The sequence below is a fragment of the Micromonospora sp. NPDC049497 genome, assembly GCF_044465805.1.
Lineage (GTDB): Bacteria > Actinomycetota > Actinomycetes > Mycobacteriales > Micromonosporaceae > Micromonospora.
The window spans coordinates 1-18393 of the sequence record NZ_JBITMC010000019.1 but is presented as its reverse complement, the minus strand read 5'-3'; the positions used below and the strand labels follow the sequence as shown (position 1 = coordinate 18393).

Genomic DNA, 18393 nt, shown 5'->3' with positions numbered 1-18393 from the left:
TCCCGGCCCGGGGGCGGGACCAAAACCCGAACGCCAGGTCATACGATGACGACATGGCGACGACAGGGGAGCACGGGAGCACCCGGAACTGGACCTTCCTCACCAACCACGCGCACGTGCTGCTCGCCATCGCCCGCAACCCCACCGCCCGGCTGCGGGACGTCGCCGACGAGGTGGGTGTCACCGAGCGCGCCGCCCAGGCGATCGTCGCCGACCTGGAGGCCGGCGGCTACCTGCACCGCACCCGCGTGGGCCGGCGCAACGAGTACACGTTGAACCCGACCGGGCACTTCCGGCATCCGGCGGAGGCCGACCGGCAGGTGGGCGACCTGCTCGCCCTCTTCACCGATGAGCCGGCCGGAAGCGACACCCGGCCCGCGCCCGCCGGGCGGTAGTCTCACCGCGTGCGCGAGAGCATCCGACCGGGCGGGGCCGGCCCCGCCCGCCGTACCACGGGCCGGATCGGAACTGTCCTTTGTGGAGCCCTCACCGTCCTTGTCGGCGCCGCAATCGTCGCGCCGGTCCCGGCCGTCGCGGCGGCACCCCGGTGCGGCCCTCCCGGAGACAGCACCCCCGCCGAGACGCCGTGGCCGCTGCGCCGGCTGGAGCCGACGTCGGCCTGGCCGCTCTCCCGGGGTGCCGGCGTCACCGTGGCGGTGATCGACTCGGGTGTCTCGGCCACCCACCCGGCCCTGCGCGGGCGGGTCCTCGAAGGGCGCGACCTCAACGGCCTGCCCCGGCAGCAGGGCCGCTGCGACCTTGCCGGGCACGGCACCGTGGTCGCCGGTCTGATCGCCGGCAGCGACGACACCGGCGTACCGTTCAGCGGCGTCGCGCCGGAAGCCCGGATCCTGCCGGTACGCGTCCTGCCGGACAACGAGACCCGCATGGACGAGGCGCTCCCCGGCGAGATCGCCGAGGCGATCCGGTGGGCGGTGGAGAACGACGCCGACGTCATCAACCTGTCGCTGGTGACCCTGGACCGGCCGGTGCTGGCCGATGCCGTCCGGGAGGCGCTCGACGAGGGTGTCGTCGTGGTGGCCGCCGCCGGCAACCGCTCGGAGAACCAGCAGGACCTGCCGGCGTACCCGGCCGCGTACCCGGGCGTCATCGCGGTCGCGGGCGTCGACGAGCAGGGCGGCCACGTCGGGTCCTCGGTCAGCGGCAACTACGTCGACGTCGCGGCACCGGGCCAGAACATCGTCGGTCCCGCCCCCGGCGGAGAGGGGTACCTCGCCGCCGGGGAGGGCACGAGCTTCGCGGCTGCGTACGTCTCCGGCGTCGTCGCCCTGGTCCGCGCCGCGCACCCCGACCTCTCCCCCGAGCAGGTCGCCGACCGGCTGATCCGCACCGCCGACGCCCCGCCCGCCGGGGTGGACCCCCAGGTCGGGCACGGGGTGGTGAACCCCTACCGGGCGGTGGCCGACCTGCTGGGCACGCGCGCCGACCCGCCGGCCGGCGCGCTGGCGGCCCCGCCGACGCCCACCGACCCGCTCTCCGGGCAGCGCACCGTGGCGCTCTGGGCCGCCGCGGTGGGCGCGCTGCTCGCCGGTGTGCTGCTCGCCGTCAGGCCGATCCTGGCCCGGGGACGGCGGCGTGGCTGGCGTCCGGGCCGCCGCCCGCCGGGCGTCGACCCGACACCGACCGCCTGACCCACCCGCCTCGGATCCCGGACGGCCCGGCCGTCGTCAGCGGAGCACGCCCGGCGCGGCACCGCCGTCCGCACCCCAGACGTCCTCGTCCTCCTCCAGCCACGTGTTGCGGGGAGCTTCCTCCTCGCGGTAGCCGGCTCCGCCGACCGGGCCCATACCGGCCACACCACCGGCGCCCCGGGCGCCCGCGCCGGCGGCACCGGCACCTCGCGCGCCCGCGCCGGCGGCACCGCCGCCGCGTACCCCGGCCGTGCCGGCACCTGCCGCACCTGCCCGGCCGGTGCCGCGGCCCGCGGCGCCACCGCCGGCCATGCCGCCCATGGCGGGCATCATGCCGGCGCCCGCGCCGAGTTTGCCCGCCGCGCCGAGCCTGCCGCCGGCACCACGGCCGCCGCCGCCCCGACCGGCGCCGGCCGCGCCGCCGCCCATCATCGGAGGCAGGGTCGGCGAGACGGCGCGGCCCAGCGCGCCGCCGCCGGGGATCATCCCGCCGCCGGCACCCGCCAGGCCGGCGCCACTGCCGCCACCCAGGCCGCCACCGCCGAGCCCGGTGGTTCCCGGTACGCCGCCACCGCCGAACCCGGACCCGAGCCCGGGAGCCGTCCCGGTGCCGACACCGGCCAGGCCGCTGCCGTAGTCCTCGGCCAGGCTGGCGCCGGTGCCCGGCCCCACACCGGCGAGCGACCCGGTGCCCGGCGTGGTCCCGGTGCCGGCGCCGAAACCGCCGGGCGTCAGGTCCGGGTGGACGCCGGAGCCCAGGCCACCACCGCCCGAGCCGGTGCCGGGCAGTCCGCCGGCACTCACCGAGGGGACGCCACCACCGATGCCGCCCGTGGACGGTGCGCCGCCGAGACCGGGCACGCCGCCGACACTGCCGGCGCCCGGTCCCCCACCGAGGTTCGGGATCTCCGGTGTCACGCCTTCCGTGTCGAACCGCCCGCCCTGCGGGGTCTCCATGTCGCGCTGCTGGAACTGCCCGTCGACCGTCTCGTACGCCTCGCGCGCCTTCTCGGTGTTGTCGAAGACGAACTCGGAGAGCCAGTCGCCGAACGTGCCGATCTGCTCGACCGGCCAGCTGCCCATCCAGTCGGCCTTGAGGCTCGTCTCGAAGAGGCCGTTGTCGAGGGTGATCTCGCCGTTGCGCGCGGCCAGCACGTCACCGACGCAGGACGCCGGCACCGGCATGGCGACCTGGGCGTCCTCCAGGTTGCGGGCGGCGGTCTCCAGCACGCTCACGATGCTCCGCCGGTCGCTGCCGGGCCGCTCGACGGCGTCGACGATCGTGCCGGCGTCGCGGGCGAGCGCCTCGATCTTCTCCTTGAACGCCTCGTACGCCGGGCCCTTCCAGGCCGCGCCGAGGTCCTTGACGTTCTCTTCCAGGCTCTCCTTGACCTGGCCCACGTTGCGGATCAGCTCCTGCCACCCGAGGGCGGCACTGCCGATGTCCGCCGGGCGCCCCTGCACGAGCACCTCGCGGGCCATGTCCTCCCAGCTCTTGCCGCTCACCGCTGCCCCCCGTCCGACGCGCCGCCACCGCGGGCCGCGTTGCTGAGCGCCTGCCGCATCTCGTCGGCCGACATGGCGTTGGCCTGCTCGGCGGTCTCGTAGTTGCGCTTCACCGTCTCCAGCGCCCGGGCCGCGGCGTAGAGGTTGTCCGACAGCCGCTTGAGCCCCTGCTCCGTCTTGCCGTGCAGCATCGAGTGGGTGCGGGTGAGCTGCTGCGCGTACGGGAAGCCGCCCAGTGCGCTCGTCGTCGGATTGTCACCGCCGAGGCGCTCCTTGATCGACGCCATGTCGTACGACAGCCGGCGGAGGTAGTTCGCGTGCGTCTCCAACCAGTCGATGGCCGAGTCGAGGCTGGCGGCGTCCCAGACGGTCGTCACGCCCCGCTCGTTCGGGCCGGCGACCAGTTCCTCCGGCGTGCGGGCCTGGCTCAGCCCCACGTCGTCGTGCCGCACGCCGTACCGGAACGGGCTGTCCAGCACGGTCGGAAAGGCGCCGGTCGGGCCGGCCACCGGTGGGACGACCACCGGGATCGGCACCGACTTCTCGATCCGGTCGGGGCCGGTCGTGTCCTCGCTCATTCCTGTCCTCCCCGTGGCGCTGGGCCGATGTCGGTCACTGCGGGTCGCGTCGGGTCACGCGGGCGGGTTGGCCGGCGGACCCGCCGGACCGGCGGGCGGGTGCAGCGACGGCTGGCCCAACGGGCGTGGCTGGTACGGATGCGGCTGGTACGGGTACGGGTGGGCCGTCGGCGCTCCGGGCCCGGGCGGGCTGGGCACCGCGTGCGGCGGACCCGCAGGTGGCGTCGGCGCGGGCCAGCCCGGAGGCGGTGGAGCCGGATACCCCGGTGGAGGGCCGGCTGGCGGGTACGGGCCGTGGGCGCCGGGCGGGGGAAACGGCCCACCCGGCGCGCGGCGGCGACGTGACCGGCGCAGGGCCACCACCAGGAGGACCACCCCGACGAGCACCGCCACCAGGCAGAGCCCACCGACCACGATCAGGCCGGCCTCGTTCTTGACCTTGAACGCGACAGCCGGGCCGTCGTCGCGCTCGTCGTCCGCCCGCGGCACGGCGGACGGCGCGGCGGACCGGGTCCCGGAGACGAGCGGGTTGGCCTCGACCGGGTCCACCCGGGCGGTCAACGCCGCCAGCACGTCCACGGACCCGAACCCGAACTCGGGGTCCCGACCGGACGCTCCCTCGTCGCGGGCGGTCCGGATCAGGCGGTTGACGACGTTCGCCGCGTCGGCGTCGGGATAGCGGGCCCGGATCAGCGCCACCACACCGGAGACCACGGCCGCCGCGGGGCTGGTCCCGTCCCCGACGAGGTAGCCGTTCGGTGAGGCGGTGGGGGAGGCCGGCGAGATCAGTCGCGCGCCGGGGGCCGCCACCACCACCTCCGGCCCCGTCGCCGACTCGGCCCACAGAGCGCCGCGCTTGTCGGTGGCCCCGACCGCGACGACCCCGGGCAGCCGGGCCGGCGTGATGACGTCGCGCCCGGTGGTCGAGATGTTGCCCACGGACGCCACCACGACCACGTCCCTGCTCTGGGCGTAGCGGACCGCCTCCTCGACGGCCGGCACCTCGGGACCGGTTCGGCCGAAAGACATGTTGATGACCGTGGCGCCGTGATCGACGGCCCACCGGATGGCGGGCGCCACCTCGTCGTCGTCCTGCTTCGGGCCGAGACTGATCGGCAGGATCTTGGCCTCCGGGGCGATGCCGAGGCTGCGCATGTCGCCACCGCCACGCGCCGCGATGATGCCGGCCATGCCGGTGCCGTGCGCCGACTCCCGGTCCATGTCGGTGCGGCCGTCCCGGGACGCGTCGGGGCCGGTGCCGAAGCCGGACAGCACCTGGCCGCGCAGGTCCGGGTGAGTGGCGTGGACCCCGCCATCGATCACGGCCACCGTCACGCCGCGACCGCGGGAGATCTTGTGTGCCTGGGGGATCTTCAGCGCGTCCAGGTGCCACTGGAGGCCGCGTACGGTGTCGGCGGCCGTGGCCGGTGCGGGAGCGACGAACACCGAACCCGACAGAACCCCGACCGCGAGTGCCGCGACGGCTCGCCTCCACATCGGACGGCTTTGCCCGCACTCGGTCATCGCACTCCCCGGACCTCGACACTCGTCACACGGTGCGGCTCCGGCCCGGCCGAGCCGGGCCGGAGCCGCCGGAGCGATTCTGTCAGCTCCACACCTTGGCGTTGCTCATCTCGGTGTTGACGTAGTTCTCGCGGGCGATGCCCACCGCGCCACCGATCTCGTTCAGGATCTTGTTGATGTCCCGGACGGCGGCGTCCCACTGCGCCTGGTGCTGCTCGTACGCGGCACGGTCCTGCCCGTCCCACTGCAGCTTCGAGAGCATGGAGCGCAGCGTGTCCAGCTTCTCGTCGATGGTCCGCGAGATGGCCTGCATCTGCTGGTTGCTGCTCTCGAGAACGGCGTAGTCGACCTTGATGCTCATGAGTTCCTCCCCTGCGGGTGTCGGCGGATCACGGGTTGAGTGCAGAGTGGAACTTGTCCAGCATCTGCTGCTGCTCCTCGTCGTTGACCTGGTGCGTGGTCCCCGACTTGTCGAGCAGGTCGGCGATGCTGTCCATCGCCGTCAGCAGCTTGGTCGTGTCTTCGCTCCAGCGCTGCATGAGCGTCTGGAAGCCCGTGGACGCCTGCCCCTGCCAGGCGATGGCCAGGTCGTCGACCACGTTCCACAGCTTCTTCAGCTCACCGTCGACCTCGCTGCGCGTGGACCGCACGTCACTCGCGGCGGTATGCAGAGTCGCTGCTTCGACCTCGAACGCCATGCTCACACCCTTCCGTCCTGTTGTGGCGGCGGATCCGCCGCGCCCTCCCCCGCCGCGGGCACACAACCCCATCGACGGACACTCCACGGAAGACCGTAGCGGACGCCGGCAAAGCCTCGCAGCCCCGCCGGAGCGCGGGGATGTGACATTCGCGCCTCGGCGGACGCTGCTGACGGTCGGCTCAGGACGGCTCGGACCAGGCGGTCTGGATGAGCTGCTGCCCGTCGCGGCGACGCACCAGGGTCCCCCGGCCGGGCGGCTGCGGGCTCGGCCGCAGAGTGCCGAAGACAGCACCCTCCTCCCGGTTGCCGGACATCAGCAGACCGGGCGAGTCCAGCTCACGAAGGCGTTGCAGCACCGGCTCGTAGAGCGCCCGGGCCACACCCCCGACCCGACGCGTCACGATCAGGTGCAGACCGATGTCGCGGGCCTGCGGCAACAGCTCCAGCAGCGCGCTGAGCGGGTTGGACCCACCGGAGGCGACCAGGTCGTAGTCGTCGACCAGGATGTACAGGTCCGGTCCCTTCCACCAGCTGCGGTCGCGCAACTGGGCGGTGGTGACGTCCGGGCCGGGCAACCGGTTGGACAGCGCGCTGCGGATCGAGGCGAGCCCCTGCGCGAAGACCTGGTTGGACGGCGCGTAGTCGAGCAGGTGGTCCCCCTCCACCACGCCGAGCAGGCCACGCCGGTAGTCGGCGATGACCAGCCGCGCCTGCGCCGGCGTGTACCGCTCGGTGATCCCCCGCGCGATCAGCCGCAGCACGTTGGTCTTGCCGCACTCGGCGTCGCCGAAGACGGTCAGGTGCGGCTCGTTGGCCAGGTCGAGGTAGACCGGGGCGAGGGCCGCCTCGTTGACGCCGATCGGCACACCCGGCGCCGAGCGGTCGATGATCCGGGCCAGCTCGGGGACGGGCAGCCGACGGGGCAGCAGGCGTACCTTCGGGGCCGGCCGGCCGGGCCAGGCGGTCGCGACATGCTTCGCCAGGGCGACCGACGCCTCGGTCAGGTCCTCGATGTCCCGCCGGCCGTCGATCCGCGAGATCGCGGTGAGGAAGTGCAGCTTGTCGCGGGTCAGACCACGACCGGGCGAACCGGTCGGCACGTTCGCCGCGGCCCGCCGGTCGATCTCCGACTCGTTCGGGTCGCCCAGGCGCAGCTCCAGCTTCGTGCCGAGCAGGTCCCGCATGTTGATCCGGATCTCCGCCCACCGCACGGCGGTCACCACCACGTGCACCCCGAAGCCCAGCCCCCGATTGGCCAGGTTGGTGATGGTCTGCTCCAGCTCCTCGTACTCCTGGCGCAGGGTGTTCCACCCGTCCACCACCAGGAACACGTCGCCGAACGGGTCGTCGGCGAACTCACCGGCCGCCCGACGGCGGCGGTAGCTCGCCACCGAGTCGATGCCGTGCTGGGCGAACCGCGTCTCGCGGTCGTCGAGGACGGCCACCACCTCGGCCACCGTACGCCGGACCGCCTCGGTGTCCCGGCGACCGGCCACGCCGGCGGTGTGCGGCAGACCGTCCAGGCTGCGCAGCGCCCCACCACCGAAGTCGAGGCAGAAGAACTGCACCTCGCGCGGCGTGTGGGTGAGGGCGAGCGAGGCCAGCAACGAGCGGAGCATCGTGCTCTTGCCGCTCAGCGACGCGCCGACGATCACCACGTTGCCGCCCGCGCCGCCCAGCTCCACCAGCATCGCGTCGCGGCGCTGCTCGTACGGGCGGTCCACCACCCCCACCGGCACGGCGAGCTGCCCACGGCCCGGCCAGTTGGCGGTGCACAGGCCGAACGACGGGTGCACGCTCAGCGGGGGCAGCAGGTCCGACAGGCCCGGCGGCTCGGACAGCGGTGGCAGCCACACCTGGTGCGCCGGCCGTCCCTGCCCCTTGAGCCGGTCGATCAGCACGTCCAGCATCGCCACGGTCCGGCCCTCGGCCGCCGGTGCCGGCTCCGGCACCGCGGTCACCGGCAGCTGCGGGTCCTGCACCGGGACGACGTTCACGCCGTACGGCACGATCCGGCGCTGCACAGCCGCCTGGGAGGTCGCGGCGACCTGCCCCGGCGCCCGGTACGGCCCGGACACGTAGGCGGCGCGGAACCGCAGCATGGTGCTCGTGTCGGTCTTCAGGTACCCGTGGCCCGGCGCGTTCGGCAGCTCGTACGCGTCGGGCACGCCGAGGACGATCCGGCTCTCGACGGCGGAGAAGGTCCGCAGGCCGATCCGGTACGACAGGTGCGTGTCCAGGCCGCGCAGCTTCCCCTCCTCCAGGCGCTGGCTGGCCAGCAGGAGGTGCACCCCGAGCGAGCGGCCGAGCCGGCCGATCATGACGAACAGGTCGATGAAGTCGGGCTTGGCGGCCAGCAGCTCGCTGAACTCGTCGCAGATGATGAGCAGGCTGGGCATCGGCTCCAGCTGCTCGCCGGCGGCCCGGGCCTTCTCGTAGTCGAACCGGGAGACGTAGTTGCCGGCGGCCCGCAGGACCTCCTGCCGGCGGGTCATCTCACCGGCGAGCGCGTCGCGCATGCGGTCCACCAGCGGCAGCTCGTCGGCGAGGTTGGTGATCACCGCGCTGGTGTGCGGCAACGCCTCCAGCGAGGCGAACGTGGCACCGCCCTTGAAGTCGACCAGGACGAAGTTGAGCTCCTCCGAGGAGTGCGTGACCGCCAGCGCGCCGACGATGGTCCGCAGCAGCTCGCTCTTGCCGGAACCGGTCGCGCCGATCACCAGGCCGTGCGGGCCCATGCCCTCGTGCGCGGACTCCTTGAAGTCCAGCTCAACCACGTTGCCGTCCGGCCCCACGCCGAGCGGGATGCGCAGCCGGTCGCGGTGGCTGCGGGGCCGCCAGGTCTGGCGTACGTCGACCGTGGCGGCGTCGCCGACACCGAGCAGGTCGGGCAGCTCGGTGCTGCGGCCCAACGGCTCCTCGGCGGTGGCCTGCTGCTGGGAGAGGCGGAACGGCGCGAGCTGCCGGGCCAGCCCAACGGCTGCGGCCTCGCTGAGCCGGTCCGGGGTGCCCAGTGTGGACGACGAGGTGCCCCGGACCAGGTCGAGCGAGGTGCCGTCGCCCACGTCGAGGCAGAGCAGCCAACGGCCGGCGTCGCGGGGCACGGTGCCGGAAAGGTCGACGACGGTGGCGCCGAGCAGGCCCTGGCCCATCAGCTGGCAGGTGGCCGCCACCTCACCGCCGTCGACGACGACGACCAGGTGCGCGGCGGTGGTCAGCGGCTTCGCCTCGGGAGTGAAGCGGGGCCGCCCGGCCAGTTCACCGGCGAGCGCGTCCTCGGCCTCGGTGAGGCTCGCGAAGACCAGCCGCCGGGGACCCGCCGCGTCGGCACGGCCGGGGTGGTGCGCGTGCGGCAGCCACTTGACCCATTCCCAGGCCGCCTGCCGGTCCGGCGCGGCGACCACGGCGACCACCAGGTCGTCCGGGGCGTGGAAGGTGGCGAGCTGGCCGAGCGCGGCCCGGACCAGGTCGAGCACGGGCTCCCGGTCGCCGCGCAGCACCACCCGGCTGAACGCCCGCACCGACAGGGCGGTCGGCAGTTCCGGCACGGTCGAGTGGGCACGGACGAAGCGCCGCAGCGCGATGGCGCTCATCGGCTCCAGGTCCTCGACCGGCTTCGTCTCCGGGGGGACGATCTCGACGGCGAGGCGCTGCGGGCCGGTGGCGATCCGGGTCTCGCCGAAGTCGTCCTCGGTGACCCGGCGCTCCCACAGCCGACGGGACGCGGCGATCGACCACAGCGCGTCCGGCTCGGGGTGCCGCCAGGCCATCGCCGCGCGCTGCTGCTCCGCCGCGCGCCGGGTGCGCTTGCGCATCTGCGCCAGGTACCGCATGTAGTCCCGGCGGTCGGCGTTCAGTTCCGCTTTGTCGTTGTTGCCGTTGAAGAGCGTGCCGACCGCCATCCCGAGCATCGAGACACCGAACAGGCCACCGGCGACGTACGTCATCATGCCGCCGCCCCGGCCGGCGTAGAGGAACGCCATCGCGCCGACCCCGCACACCATCGGCAGGATCATCAGCAGCTGCCCCATGCCGCGCGGCGTCGGCTCGGGCAGCTCGGGCGGCGACTCCAGCAGCAGCTCACCTCGGGGCAACGCAGGCCCCGACTGGCGTGGAGGGCGGCGGAACACCACCGTGCTCACGGCTTCTCCTCCCCGTTAGGCGGCCGTGATGGAGTTTTGCCGGCGACCGCTGTCGTCGGGTGGGCATCGTACGTGCTCGCCATCGTAGGTAATCTCCCGTGGGCGTCAGGGTCCGACCGGGCGTCCACCGACCGGGGCGATCGGGTAGAGGCGAGGAGGCCACTGTGGCGACGAAGACGGCGACCGGTGGGCTGAGCCGGATCACCATCGTGGCCCCGCGTACCCGGATGGATCTTGCGCTGCCGTCCGACGTACCGCTCGCGGACCTGCTGCCCGCGCTGCTGCGCTACGCCGGGGAGGACCTGGCCGACGACGGCGTCCGGCACGGCGGGTGGAGCCTGGCCCGGCTCGGTGGCGCGCCCCTGGACGGTGGTCTCACCGCCGCGCAGCTCGGCGTCCGCGACGGCGAGGTGCTCCACTTCCAGCCCCGGGCCGCGACGGCACCGGAGATCGTCTTCGACGACGTGGTCGACGCCGTGGCGACCGCCACCAACCAGCGTCCGGGCGCCTGGCAGGTCGCCACCACCCGCTCCTTCGCGGTCCTCCTCGCCGCGGTGGCGTTGGGTGCCGGCGCGCTGGCCGCGCTGTTCGCCGGGCCGCCGCAGCTGCCCGCCGCGCTGGCCGCCCTGCTCATCGCGGTCGCGCTGGTGGTCGGCGCGGCGGTGCTGTCCCGGGCCGCCGGTGACAGCGCCACCGGCTCCGTGCTGGGTCTGGCGGGTCTGGCCTACGCGGGGGTCGGTGGCCTGCTGCTGCTCGCCGGCGACCGGGAGCTGACCGGGTTGGCCGCCCCGCACCTGCTGCTGGCCGCCACGGCGGTGGTGGTCGCCGGGGCGGTGTCGGCCCTGGCCGTCGGCGACCGCCTGCCGCTGTTCTTCTGCGCGGTGGCGGTGGGTGGCGCGACCGGCTTCGGCGCCCTGCTGTCCATCGCGTTCGGGATCGACGCCCCGGCCGCCGCGGCGGTGGTGGCGGCGGGGGCCTTCGGTGCCGTGCCGGCCCTGCCGATGGCCGCCTACCGGCTGGCCCGGCTGCCCGTGCCGTCCATCCCCACCGGCCCGGACGACCTGAAGACGGACACCGAGTCGGTGGACGGCCGACGGGTGCTCCAGCTCAGCGAGCGCGCCGACGAGTTCCTCACCGGTCTGTTGTGGACGGTGTCGCTGCTGGTGTTCGGCGCCCAGGTGGTGCTCGCGCTCGACGGGCGGCTCGCGGCGGTGCTGCTGTGCCTCGTGCTGGCGCTGCTGGCGCTGCTGCGGGCCCGTCCGTTCCTCGGCCGGGCCCAGCGCACCCCGGTGCTGTTCACCGGCACCGCCGGGCTCGGTCTCACCGCCGCCGCCACGTTCGCCGGCGGCTCGACGGTCGTCCGCCTCGGCGCCATCGTCGGTGGTCTGCTGCTGGTGGCCGTGGTCAGCCTGGTCTACGGGCTGACCGTGGCGGGCAAGCGGATCTCCCCGGTGTGGGGCCGGTTGCTGGACATCGTGGAGATCCTGCTGATCATCGCGCTGGTCCCGCTGGCCGTGTGGGTGGTCGGCCTCTACGACTGGATCGTCAACCTCCGCCCCTGACCCCGTCGGCGTCAGCCGCCCAGGGTGGTGCCGACCGGTGCGGTGGCGTAGACGCCCGGTGCGTGCTCGCCGTCCACCGGGCGGGCCGGCGCGCCGCACCGGCGGGCGACGTCGCGTACCACCTTGACCAGCGCCTCCACGTGGTTGTCCGTCGCGCCGACCCGCAGCAGCGGCGCGACGCCCCGGCCGCCGGGGAGCACCACGGCGGCGAGCGTGTGCGACGGTGCGGCGGTCGCGGTGACCGCGTCGACGAGGGCACCGAACGCCGTGCCGGGCTTGGCCCGCAGGGCCAGGCAGCGGTGGGTCCAACCGCCGCCGCGCAGGCCGGTCCACGTCTCGGCGGGGGGCATGGCGACCAGGTCCAGGCCGGTGGCGGACAGCACGGCCGCCCGCAACTCGTCGCGGCCGAGCGGCCGGTGTGCCAGGCCGGCGGCGGTCAGCGCCTTGCCGAGTCGGCCGATGCCGGCCGACAGGGTGCGGTGCACGCCCGGCAGGCCACCGCCCCGGGCGACCGCCTCGACCCGGGCGTCGCGCACCGACAGCCGCAGGGCGATCCAGACCGTCCGGTGGGCGGCCGGCGGCGCGCCCGGGGCCGGGAACCAGACCAGCGTGTGCGACACCACCTGGCAGCGGGTGACCGGCCCGTTGAACTCCGCCAGCACCCGCAGGGCCCGGTCGACCAGGGCGGCCTCCACCGGTCCGGCCGCTGCGCCGGTGGCCCCGTGCAGGGCCACCGCCGCGAACCAGCCGCGGGCGTCCTGCCCGATGCCGAGCCGGGTGCCCCGGTCGGTCAGCTCGGTCACCGTCAGCTCGGGGGCCAGCGGCGCGAGTCGCGGGTCGGCGACCGTCCCGGCCGCCACGCCCCGCTTCGCCCGGTCCCGTCGGCGGCGCAAACTCCGGCGCAGCAGCAGGTCCTCGTACCACCAGCGCCCGCCCCGCCGGGCGAACACCGCGACCGCCACCAGTACGGCGGCCGTGGCGACGGCGCCCAACAGCCAGACCGGGCCGGCGGTGGCCGCCCAGACGGCCAGGACGCACAGCTCCAGTACGACCAGCTGCCCCACCACCAGCGGGCCGAGCCGTCCCCGCCGGCCGGCCGGGTCCGCCGAGACGGCCGGCCGCTCCTTGCCAAGGGGCGGCTGCGGTGCCGGACGACCCGGCGACTGCGCCGTCGGACGACCGGGCGGCGCCTGAACCTGCGTCATCGGTGCTGTCCCTTCTGGACGGTTGAGCCGCCGGGTGGCGGCCGGCCGCGGGCGGCGGTCCCGCCGGCCCGTCACCGGCCCCTTATCGTAGGGAAGCCCGCGGCGCCGGTACGACCTGCTCGCCGCGCACCCACCCCCGCCGGAGGTAAGTCATGCGGACCCGCCGCGACCAGGTGCAGGCGTACCGCTTCGTCACCCGCCGGATCGTCTCGGCGCTGCTCTCGGGCGACCCCGAGACCAGCAACCTGCCGATGCGGCGACTCGGCATGGCGGTGTTCGGCAGCGCGATCGCCGCGGCGGTGGTGCTCGGCGTCGTCGGCGCGTACGGGCAGTTCACCGGCAACACCGCCCCGCTGGAGGAGAACACCCTCGTCATCGAGAGGGAGACCGGGGCGACGTACGTGTTCGTCGAGGGGCGGCTGCACCCGACGGTCAACTACGCCTCCGCCCGGCTGATCCTGAACGTCGCGGACCCGGAGGTCCGGACGGTGTCCCAGGCGTCGATCCGGGACCGGCCGCGCGGCCGGACGGTCGGCATCGTCGGCGCACCGGACGCGCTGCCGGACCGGAAGTCCCTCACCGGGCTCCCGTGGTCGGTCTGCGACGTCCCGGACCCGGCCGATCCCCGCCGCTCCCGCACCCGCGTGGTGATCGACCGACCCCTCCCCGGCGGCCGGCCGCTCGGCGACCGCGCGGTGCTGGTGCAGGTCGACGGCGAGCGGCACCTGCTCACCGGCGACTCCCGACTGCGGGTGGTGGGCGGCGACGCCACGCTCGCCGCGCTGAAGATGGCCGGGGCGCCCGTGCTCGGTCTCGGCCAGCAACTGCTCAACGCGGTGCCGGCCGGTCCGGCGCTGCGGGAACCCCGCGTCCCGGACGACGGCGAGCCCAGCGAGGTCCGCGTCGGTGCCGGCGAGGCCCGGATCGGCCAGGTGTTCCGGGCCGCCGGCCAGCACTACGTGCTCACCCGCGACGGGCTCGTGTCCGTCGGCGAGGTCAGCGCGCTGCTCCTGCTGCGGGACGGCGGTACGGTCGGCGACATCACGCCGGAGCAGGCGGGTCAGGTCCTGGCCGACGAGCGGGTCGAGGAGCCCGGCCTGCCGCAGGCCCTGCCCGCCCTGCACCCGGTGGACCCGGGTGCGACGGCGCTCTGCGCGACCTACCGGGCCGGTGCCGACGGTGGGCCGCCCACCACCACGCTGGAGGTCTTCGACCGGGCCCCGGCCGAGCTGACCTCCGACGCGTCCGGCCCGGTGTCGGTCCGCCAGTCCGCCCGGGACGGCGTCCGTACGGTCGAGGCGGTGCTGCTGCCCGGCGGCAAGGGTGTGCTCGCCCAGGCCGCGCCGGGAGCCGGTGGCAGCGGCGTGGCCGCGCCCGGCACGACGGTGTACCTGATCGGCGCGGACGGGATCCGGCATCCGCTCGGCCCCGGGGCGCTGACCGCACTCGGCTACGAGGGGGTCACCCCGCTGGCCGTACCGGCGTCGTTGCTGGCGCTCGTCCCGACCGGGCCCACCCTGGGCCGCGACGAGGCGCTGGCACACTTCGAGCCGGGCGGCCCGGCACCGTCAGAGACCACCACCGCCGCCCCGACGGCCACGCCTTCGCCGGGCGCATCGACGTCCACCGGGGACGGAGGGTGAGCACCCACCGTCCCACGCCACCGACGGAGGGTCGCCGAGGGTAGCGGCGGTCGACTAACCTGTGCCTCGCCAACCGTTGTAGGAACGACGTACGGGGATGCTTCCATGACCGGGCGCACGACAGTGGACCTGATGTCCCTTGAGGACTTCCACCGGACCCTGACCCATCGGCTGGCCGAGGCGGAGCGGGCCCTGCGGAAGCTCAACACCGAGATGCAGTGCCGGCCCCCGGCCCTCGGATCGTTCGCCGACGCCACCGACAACGCCCGCCGGTACTCCCAGATCCACCAGGTCTACGTCGACCGCGTCGACCGGCTGCGCACCGCCGTGCAGGCGGCGCAGACCGCCACCGCCACCATCCTGGCCAGCTACCGCACCACCGAGGCGCGGAACGCGGCCAACTCCGCCGACATCGCCGCCGCTCTGCGCGGGGTGGACGAGGCGATGGCCCGCGAGGAGGACCCTCGTGTCTGACTACACGCACAAGTACCAGGGCGTCAGCCACCAGGCGCTCTACGACGGCGTGATGGCCGGTGAGCCGGGCCAGATCGACGGCGTGGCGGCGCAGTGGACGGCACTCAAGGGCATCGTCGACGACCTCGGCCACCAACTCGACGCCGACCTCGGCAAGCTCGCCAACACGTGGACCGGCACGGCGGGGCAGGAGTTCCAGTCCCGGCTGTCCCACATCGTGACCTACGCCGACTCGCTCGGCACCGGCATGGCCTACGTCGGCCGGGGTCTGACGATGATGGCCGAGGATCTGCGCACCGCCCGCGGGCAGGCGGAGAGCCCGGCTGAGACCGACGACCACGACCGGGCGCTGTCCGGCGCCGCGAAGGGCGCGGTCTTCGGTGTTCCGGGCGCCGTGGTCGGCGCGGTGCTCGGGCACCAGCAGGACGAGGCGGAGCGCGAGAAGGCGCACCAGCGGATGGTCAAGGTCGTCGCCGACCTGGCCGCCGGCTACGACTTCTCCGCGTACGACCACCTGGTTCCCCCGCCGCCGCCGGACCCGGAGACGCCGGGCGGGGTGGGCTCGCCCTCGTCGACGCCGCGTGGCGGTCCGGGTGTGGACTCGCCGACGGCCGCCCCGGTGGGCGGCGGTGGCATCGCGCGGACGGGTGGCGCCACGGTGGCCGCACCGGACCGGCCCGCCTCCGGGCCGGGCGTGGGTTCCGGGGCGGGTGCGGGTTCCGGGGCGGATGTCCCGGGTACGGCCGGCACCGGCACGGCGGGCACGGGTGTTCTCGGGGCCGCGCCGGTCACCGCCGGCACCACGGGCACGTCGCTCGCCGGGGCGGACCCGCTGCTCGGCGGCGCGCTGCTCGGCGGCGCGGTGGCCGGTGTGGCCGGGCTGGGCCGGCCGGCGGGCGGCACCACCACGTCCGGAGCCACCGGCCCGGGCCTGTCCTTCGGCGCACCCGGCGGCACGCCGGCCGGCGGTGTGCTGCGCACCGGATCCCTGGCCGCCTCGCCGGGCGGTACGCCGGCCCCGGCGTCCCGGCCGGCGACCGGTACGCCCCCGGTGGACAACCGGTCGGCCACCGGGGTCGGGCGCGGGCTCGACGGCCGCCGTCCGGACGGCACGGCCCGGGACGGGGCGGCGACGCGCCAGGCCGCGACCGGCAGCCGGGTCGCCGCCGCCGGGGACCGCCCGGCCGCGGGCGCGGGGCGTACGGACGCGAGTCGCGCGGCGACCGGCCCCGGAGGCAACCGTGGCGGCGTCACGGGGGTCGGCCAGGGCAACCGGCTCGGCGTCCTCGGCGCCGGGCGGGGCACCTCGGACGAGGACCCGGCCGACGGCCGCCTGACCTGGCTCACCGAGGACGACATCGTGTGGCGGGACGGCGAGCAGGCCGCGCCTCCGGTGCTCGGCGGCTGACACCTCGGCACGACGACCGTCGAATCCCCTTCGGGAGGCGACTGTCCACAGGCAACCCAGTGGCACCGGTCACCACCGCACCGAGTGCGCCGGTGAAGATCCGGCGATAGGTTGGTCCGGTGCCGTCCGTAGCGTCCTCCCACCCGTTGTGGGGGATCACGCTGCGGTCGCTGCGCGACCTGACCCGCCTCGCGGTGACCGCGGTGGCGCTCGCCGTCGGCCTGGGCGGCACGACCGCCACCGTCGCGGCCCCGCCGCCGGCCCCGGTCGTCCACGTCGCCTCGGTCGTCCACGTCGCGCCGGCCGTCCACGTCGCCGCGGTCCCGTCGGTCGCCGCCGCCCGGGTCGAGCCGATGGGCGCCGTCCCGGCCGGGTACGTGACCGCACCGCCCGCCGCAGGGCCGTCCGTGCCGACGGCCGGCGACCTCCGGGCTGTCGCCACCGTCACGGACGCACCGGCCGACGAGCCGGGTCGGGATGCCCTCACCCGGCGCGGCCCACCCCGCGCCTGACCCGTCCGCCACCGGCCCCGCGCACGCGGCCCCCGCCCGGAGTGTCCCTCCGGACGGCTGCCACCGCTCCCGTGCGGTGCGGACGGATCCCACCACAGTCGATATCCCGTCATTCGACCGCGAGGTGTTGAAGATGCAGACCGCCCTCTACTCCGTCCTTCCCGACGTGCCCCGGGCCGCCGCGATCTGGCTCAGCCTGCTCGCCGTCGTCGCCGTCGCCGTCGCCGCCTTGCTGGTGCGGCCGGGGCGGTTCCGCTTCGACGCCGGCACCCGGATCCGCCGGGCCGCCATGCCCAGCGAGCTGGAACGGGTTCAGGAGAAGCGGGAGCTGACCCGGTACGTCGAGGAGGTCGCGGTGGCCGCCGACCGCGCCGCCACGACGGCGCAGCGGCTTCGCACGGAGTGGCTGGCCGCGCAGGACGAGGTCGAGGCGGCCTGGACGGCGTACGAGGCCGCCGAGGCGCACGTCCGGCGGCTGGACGCCGCCGCCGCGATGCCTCTGCCGCGCACCACCCGCACCCCCGCCGAGTACGTCGACCGGGAGCGTTACCTGCACCGGACCGCGCTGACCGCGTACTGGCGGCGGGAGCTGTCGGTGGAGCAGTTGACCGACATCTTCGCCCACCGGGCCGGGTGGGACCCGCGTCTGCACCCGGTCGAGCAGGAACTCGTGCTCCGCCGGGCCGTCCGCGACCACCTCTTCGCGCGACAGCAGGCCGCCCGGGAGCGCGAGCAGGAGACGTGGCGGGCCGCCGAGCGCGCCGCCGAGGCCGCCCGCAGCCTGCGCCAGGAGGCGTACGCGGCCACCGAACGCCGGCCGGAGGAGGAGGCGCCCTCGGTGCTGACCCTGCTCGGCCCGGCCGCCCCGACGCCCGAGCAGACCCGGGAGATGCCGGCCGTACCGGCCCGCGAGCGCGCCACCACGGCCCGCGGCCGGGCCGCCGTTCCCGCCTACTGACCTCCACCGTCCCCGTACGGGTGGCGAAGCGGGCGAACCGGGCGGCACTGGGCTAGCGTGACGGTGTGTCCCGGGAGGCGTGGATCCTCGTCGGCGTCGTGGCGGTCGCGACGCTGGTCGGTGCGGTGCTGTTGGCGATCCGGGTGATCCGCACCCGCCGGCTGCTCGGCACGCTGGGGGTGAGCGGCAAGGTCGCCTTCTACGGCGCGCTGGTCTACACCGTGCTCCCGGTCGACCTGCTTCCCGACCCGATCTACCTCGACGACATGGGCGTGCTGGCCGTGGCGCTGGTCGTCCTGGGCCGGCTGGTCCGACGACGCCGCGCCACCGCCGCCGCCGAGGTGCCTCGCACCCCCACCACCCCGACTTCCCACCGCCCCACCCGCTGACCAGCCCTTCGGCACGGAAGCGCGAAAGGCCGCTGGCCGACACCCGTGTTCGGGTGCCGGCCAGCGGCTTGTTTCCCCCTTGGAGGAAGGTCTGTGGTGGTCAGCTGTTCCAGTGCTCGGCGACGAGGTCGGCGGCCTGC

General features: G+C 75.2%; 16 protein-coding genes. 9 read left to right on the top strand and 7 right to left on the bottom strand.

The window, feature by feature from the left end; all coding sequences use genetic code 11:
- Nucleotides 1-53 precede the first annotated feature (53 nt).
- A complete protein-coding gene (locus tag ACIBR0_RS23055; protein ID WP_396718881.1) occupies nt 54-395 on the top strand; it encodes a helix-turn-helix transcriptional regulator in 342 nt (113 codons plus the stop codon).
- Between the two features lie 9 nt (nt 396-404).
- Complete coding sequence (gene mycP / locus ACIBR0_RS23050; RefSeq protein ID WP_396718879.1) at nt 405-1652, top strand: type VII secretion-associated serine protease mycosin; 1248 nt, start codon at nt 405-407, stop codon at nt 1650-1652.
- A gap of 36 nt (nt 1653-1688) precedes the next feature.
- On the opposite strand, the gene ACIBR0_RS23045 is transcribed toward mycP (ACIBR0_RS23050), so the two are convergent.
- The 6 genes from ACIBR0_RS23045 to eccCa all read right to left on the bottom strand — a co-directional run bounded on the left by ACIBR0_RS23045 (nt 1689) and on the right by eccCa (nt 10102).
- On the bottom strand, nt 1689-3158 hold the full coding sequence (locus tag ACIBR0_RS23045; RefSeq protein WP_396718877.1) for a WXG100 family type VII secretion target: 1470 nt from the start codon (nt 3156-3158) through the stop codon (nt 1689-1691).
- Nucleotides 3155-3736, bottom strand: coding sequence for a hypothetical protein (locus ACIBR0_RS23040; RefSeq protein ID WP_396718875.1), 582 nt, complete (start codon nt 3734-3736; stop codon nt 3155-3157). Before ACIBR0_RS23040 ends, ACIBR0_RS23045 begins: the two co-directional genes overlap by 4 nt.
- Nucleotides 3737-3790: 54 nt before the next feature.
- A complete protein-coding gene (gene mycP, locus ACIBR0_RS23035) occupies nt 3791-5233 on the bottom strand; it encodes a type VII secretion-associated serine protease mycosin (RefSeq protein WP_396718873.1) in 1443 nt (480 codons plus the stop codon).
- A gap of 109 nt (nt 5234-5342) precedes the next feature.
- Entirely contained in the window at nt 5343-5621 is a 279-nt protein-coding gene (locus ACIBR0_RS23030; protein WP_357039293.1) for a WXG100 family type VII secretion target, read from the bottom strand.
- A 28-nt stretch (nt 5622-5649) separates the two neighbouring features.
- Nucleotides 5650-5958, bottom strand: a complete 309-nt coding sequence (locus ACIBR0_RS23025; protein ID WP_357039296.1) for a WXG100 family type VII secretion target — start codon at nt 5956-5958, stop codon at nt 5650-5652.
- A 181-nt stretch (nt 5959-6139) separates the two neighbouring features.
- Entirely contained in the window at nt 6140-10102 is a 3963-nt protein-coding gene (gene eccCa, locus ACIBR0_RS23020) for a type VII secretion protein EccCa (RefSeq protein WP_396718871.1), read from the bottom strand.
- A gap of 164 nt (nt 10103-10266) precedes the next feature.
- Here eccCa and eccD point away from each other — a divergent pair, with 164 nt between their 5' ends.
- A complete protein-coding gene (gene eccD, locus ACIBR0_RS23015; RefSeq protein ID WP_396718869.1) occupies nt 10267-11664 on the top strand; it encodes a type VII secretion integral membrane protein EccD in 1398 nt (465 codons plus the stop codon).
- Between the two features lie 11 nt (nt 11665-11675).
- Here eccD and ACIBR0_RS23010 read toward each other — a convergent pair whose 3' ends face one another.
- The gene (locus tag ACIBR0_RS23010) at nt 11676-12869 is read right to left on the bottom strand and encodes a type VII secretion protein EccE (RefSeq protein WP_396718867.1); all 1194 of its coding nucleotides are present in this window, start codon (nt 12867-12869) and stop codon (nt 11676-11678) included.
- Between the two features lie 152 nt (nt 12870-13021).
- On the opposite strand from ACIBR0_RS23010, the gene eccB reads away from it, so the two are divergent.
- From eccB to ACIBR0_RS22980, 6 genes are all read left to right on the top strand, one after another.
- On the top strand, nt 13022-14512 hold the full coding sequence (eccB, locus tag ACIBR0_RS23005; protein WP_396718865.1) for a type VII secretion protein EccB: 1491 nt from the start codon (nt 13022-13024) through the stop codon (nt 14510-14512).
- A gap of 105 nt (nt 14513-14617) precedes the next feature.
- Complete coding sequence (locus ACIBR0_RS23000; RefSeq protein WP_357039971.1) at nt 14618-14986, top strand: hypothetical protein; 369 nt, start codon at nt 14618-14620, stop codon at nt 14984-14986.
- Nucleotides 14979-16394: a hypothetical protein gene (locus tag ACIBR0_RS22995; protein WP_396718862.1), complete on the top strand. Its 1416-nt coding sequence runs from the start codon at nt 14979-14981 to the stop codon at nt 16392-16394. Before ACIBR0_RS23000 ends, ACIBR0_RS22995 begins: the two co-directional genes overlap by 8 nt.
- 119 nt (nt 16395-16513) lie before the next feature.
- A complete protein-coding gene (locus ACIBR0_RS22990; protein WP_396718860.1) occupies nt 16514-16906 on the top strand; it encodes a hypothetical protein in 393 nt (130 codons plus the stop codon).
- A 133-nt stretch (nt 16907-17039) separates the two neighbouring features.
- The gene (locus ACIBR0_RS22985; RefSeq protein ID WP_396718859.1) at nt 17040-17864 is read left to right on the top strand and encodes a hypothetical protein; all 825 of its coding nucleotides are present in this window, start codon (nt 17040-17042) and stop codon (nt 17862-17864) included.
- 65 nt (nt 17865-17929) lie between these two features.
- On the top strand, nt 17930-18253 hold the full coding sequence (locus tag ACIBR0_RS22980) for a DUF1232 domain-containing protein (protein ID WP_396718857.1): 324 nt from the start codon (nt 17930-17932) through the stop codon (nt 18251-18253).
- Nucleotides 18254-18393 lie beyond the last annotated feature (140 nt).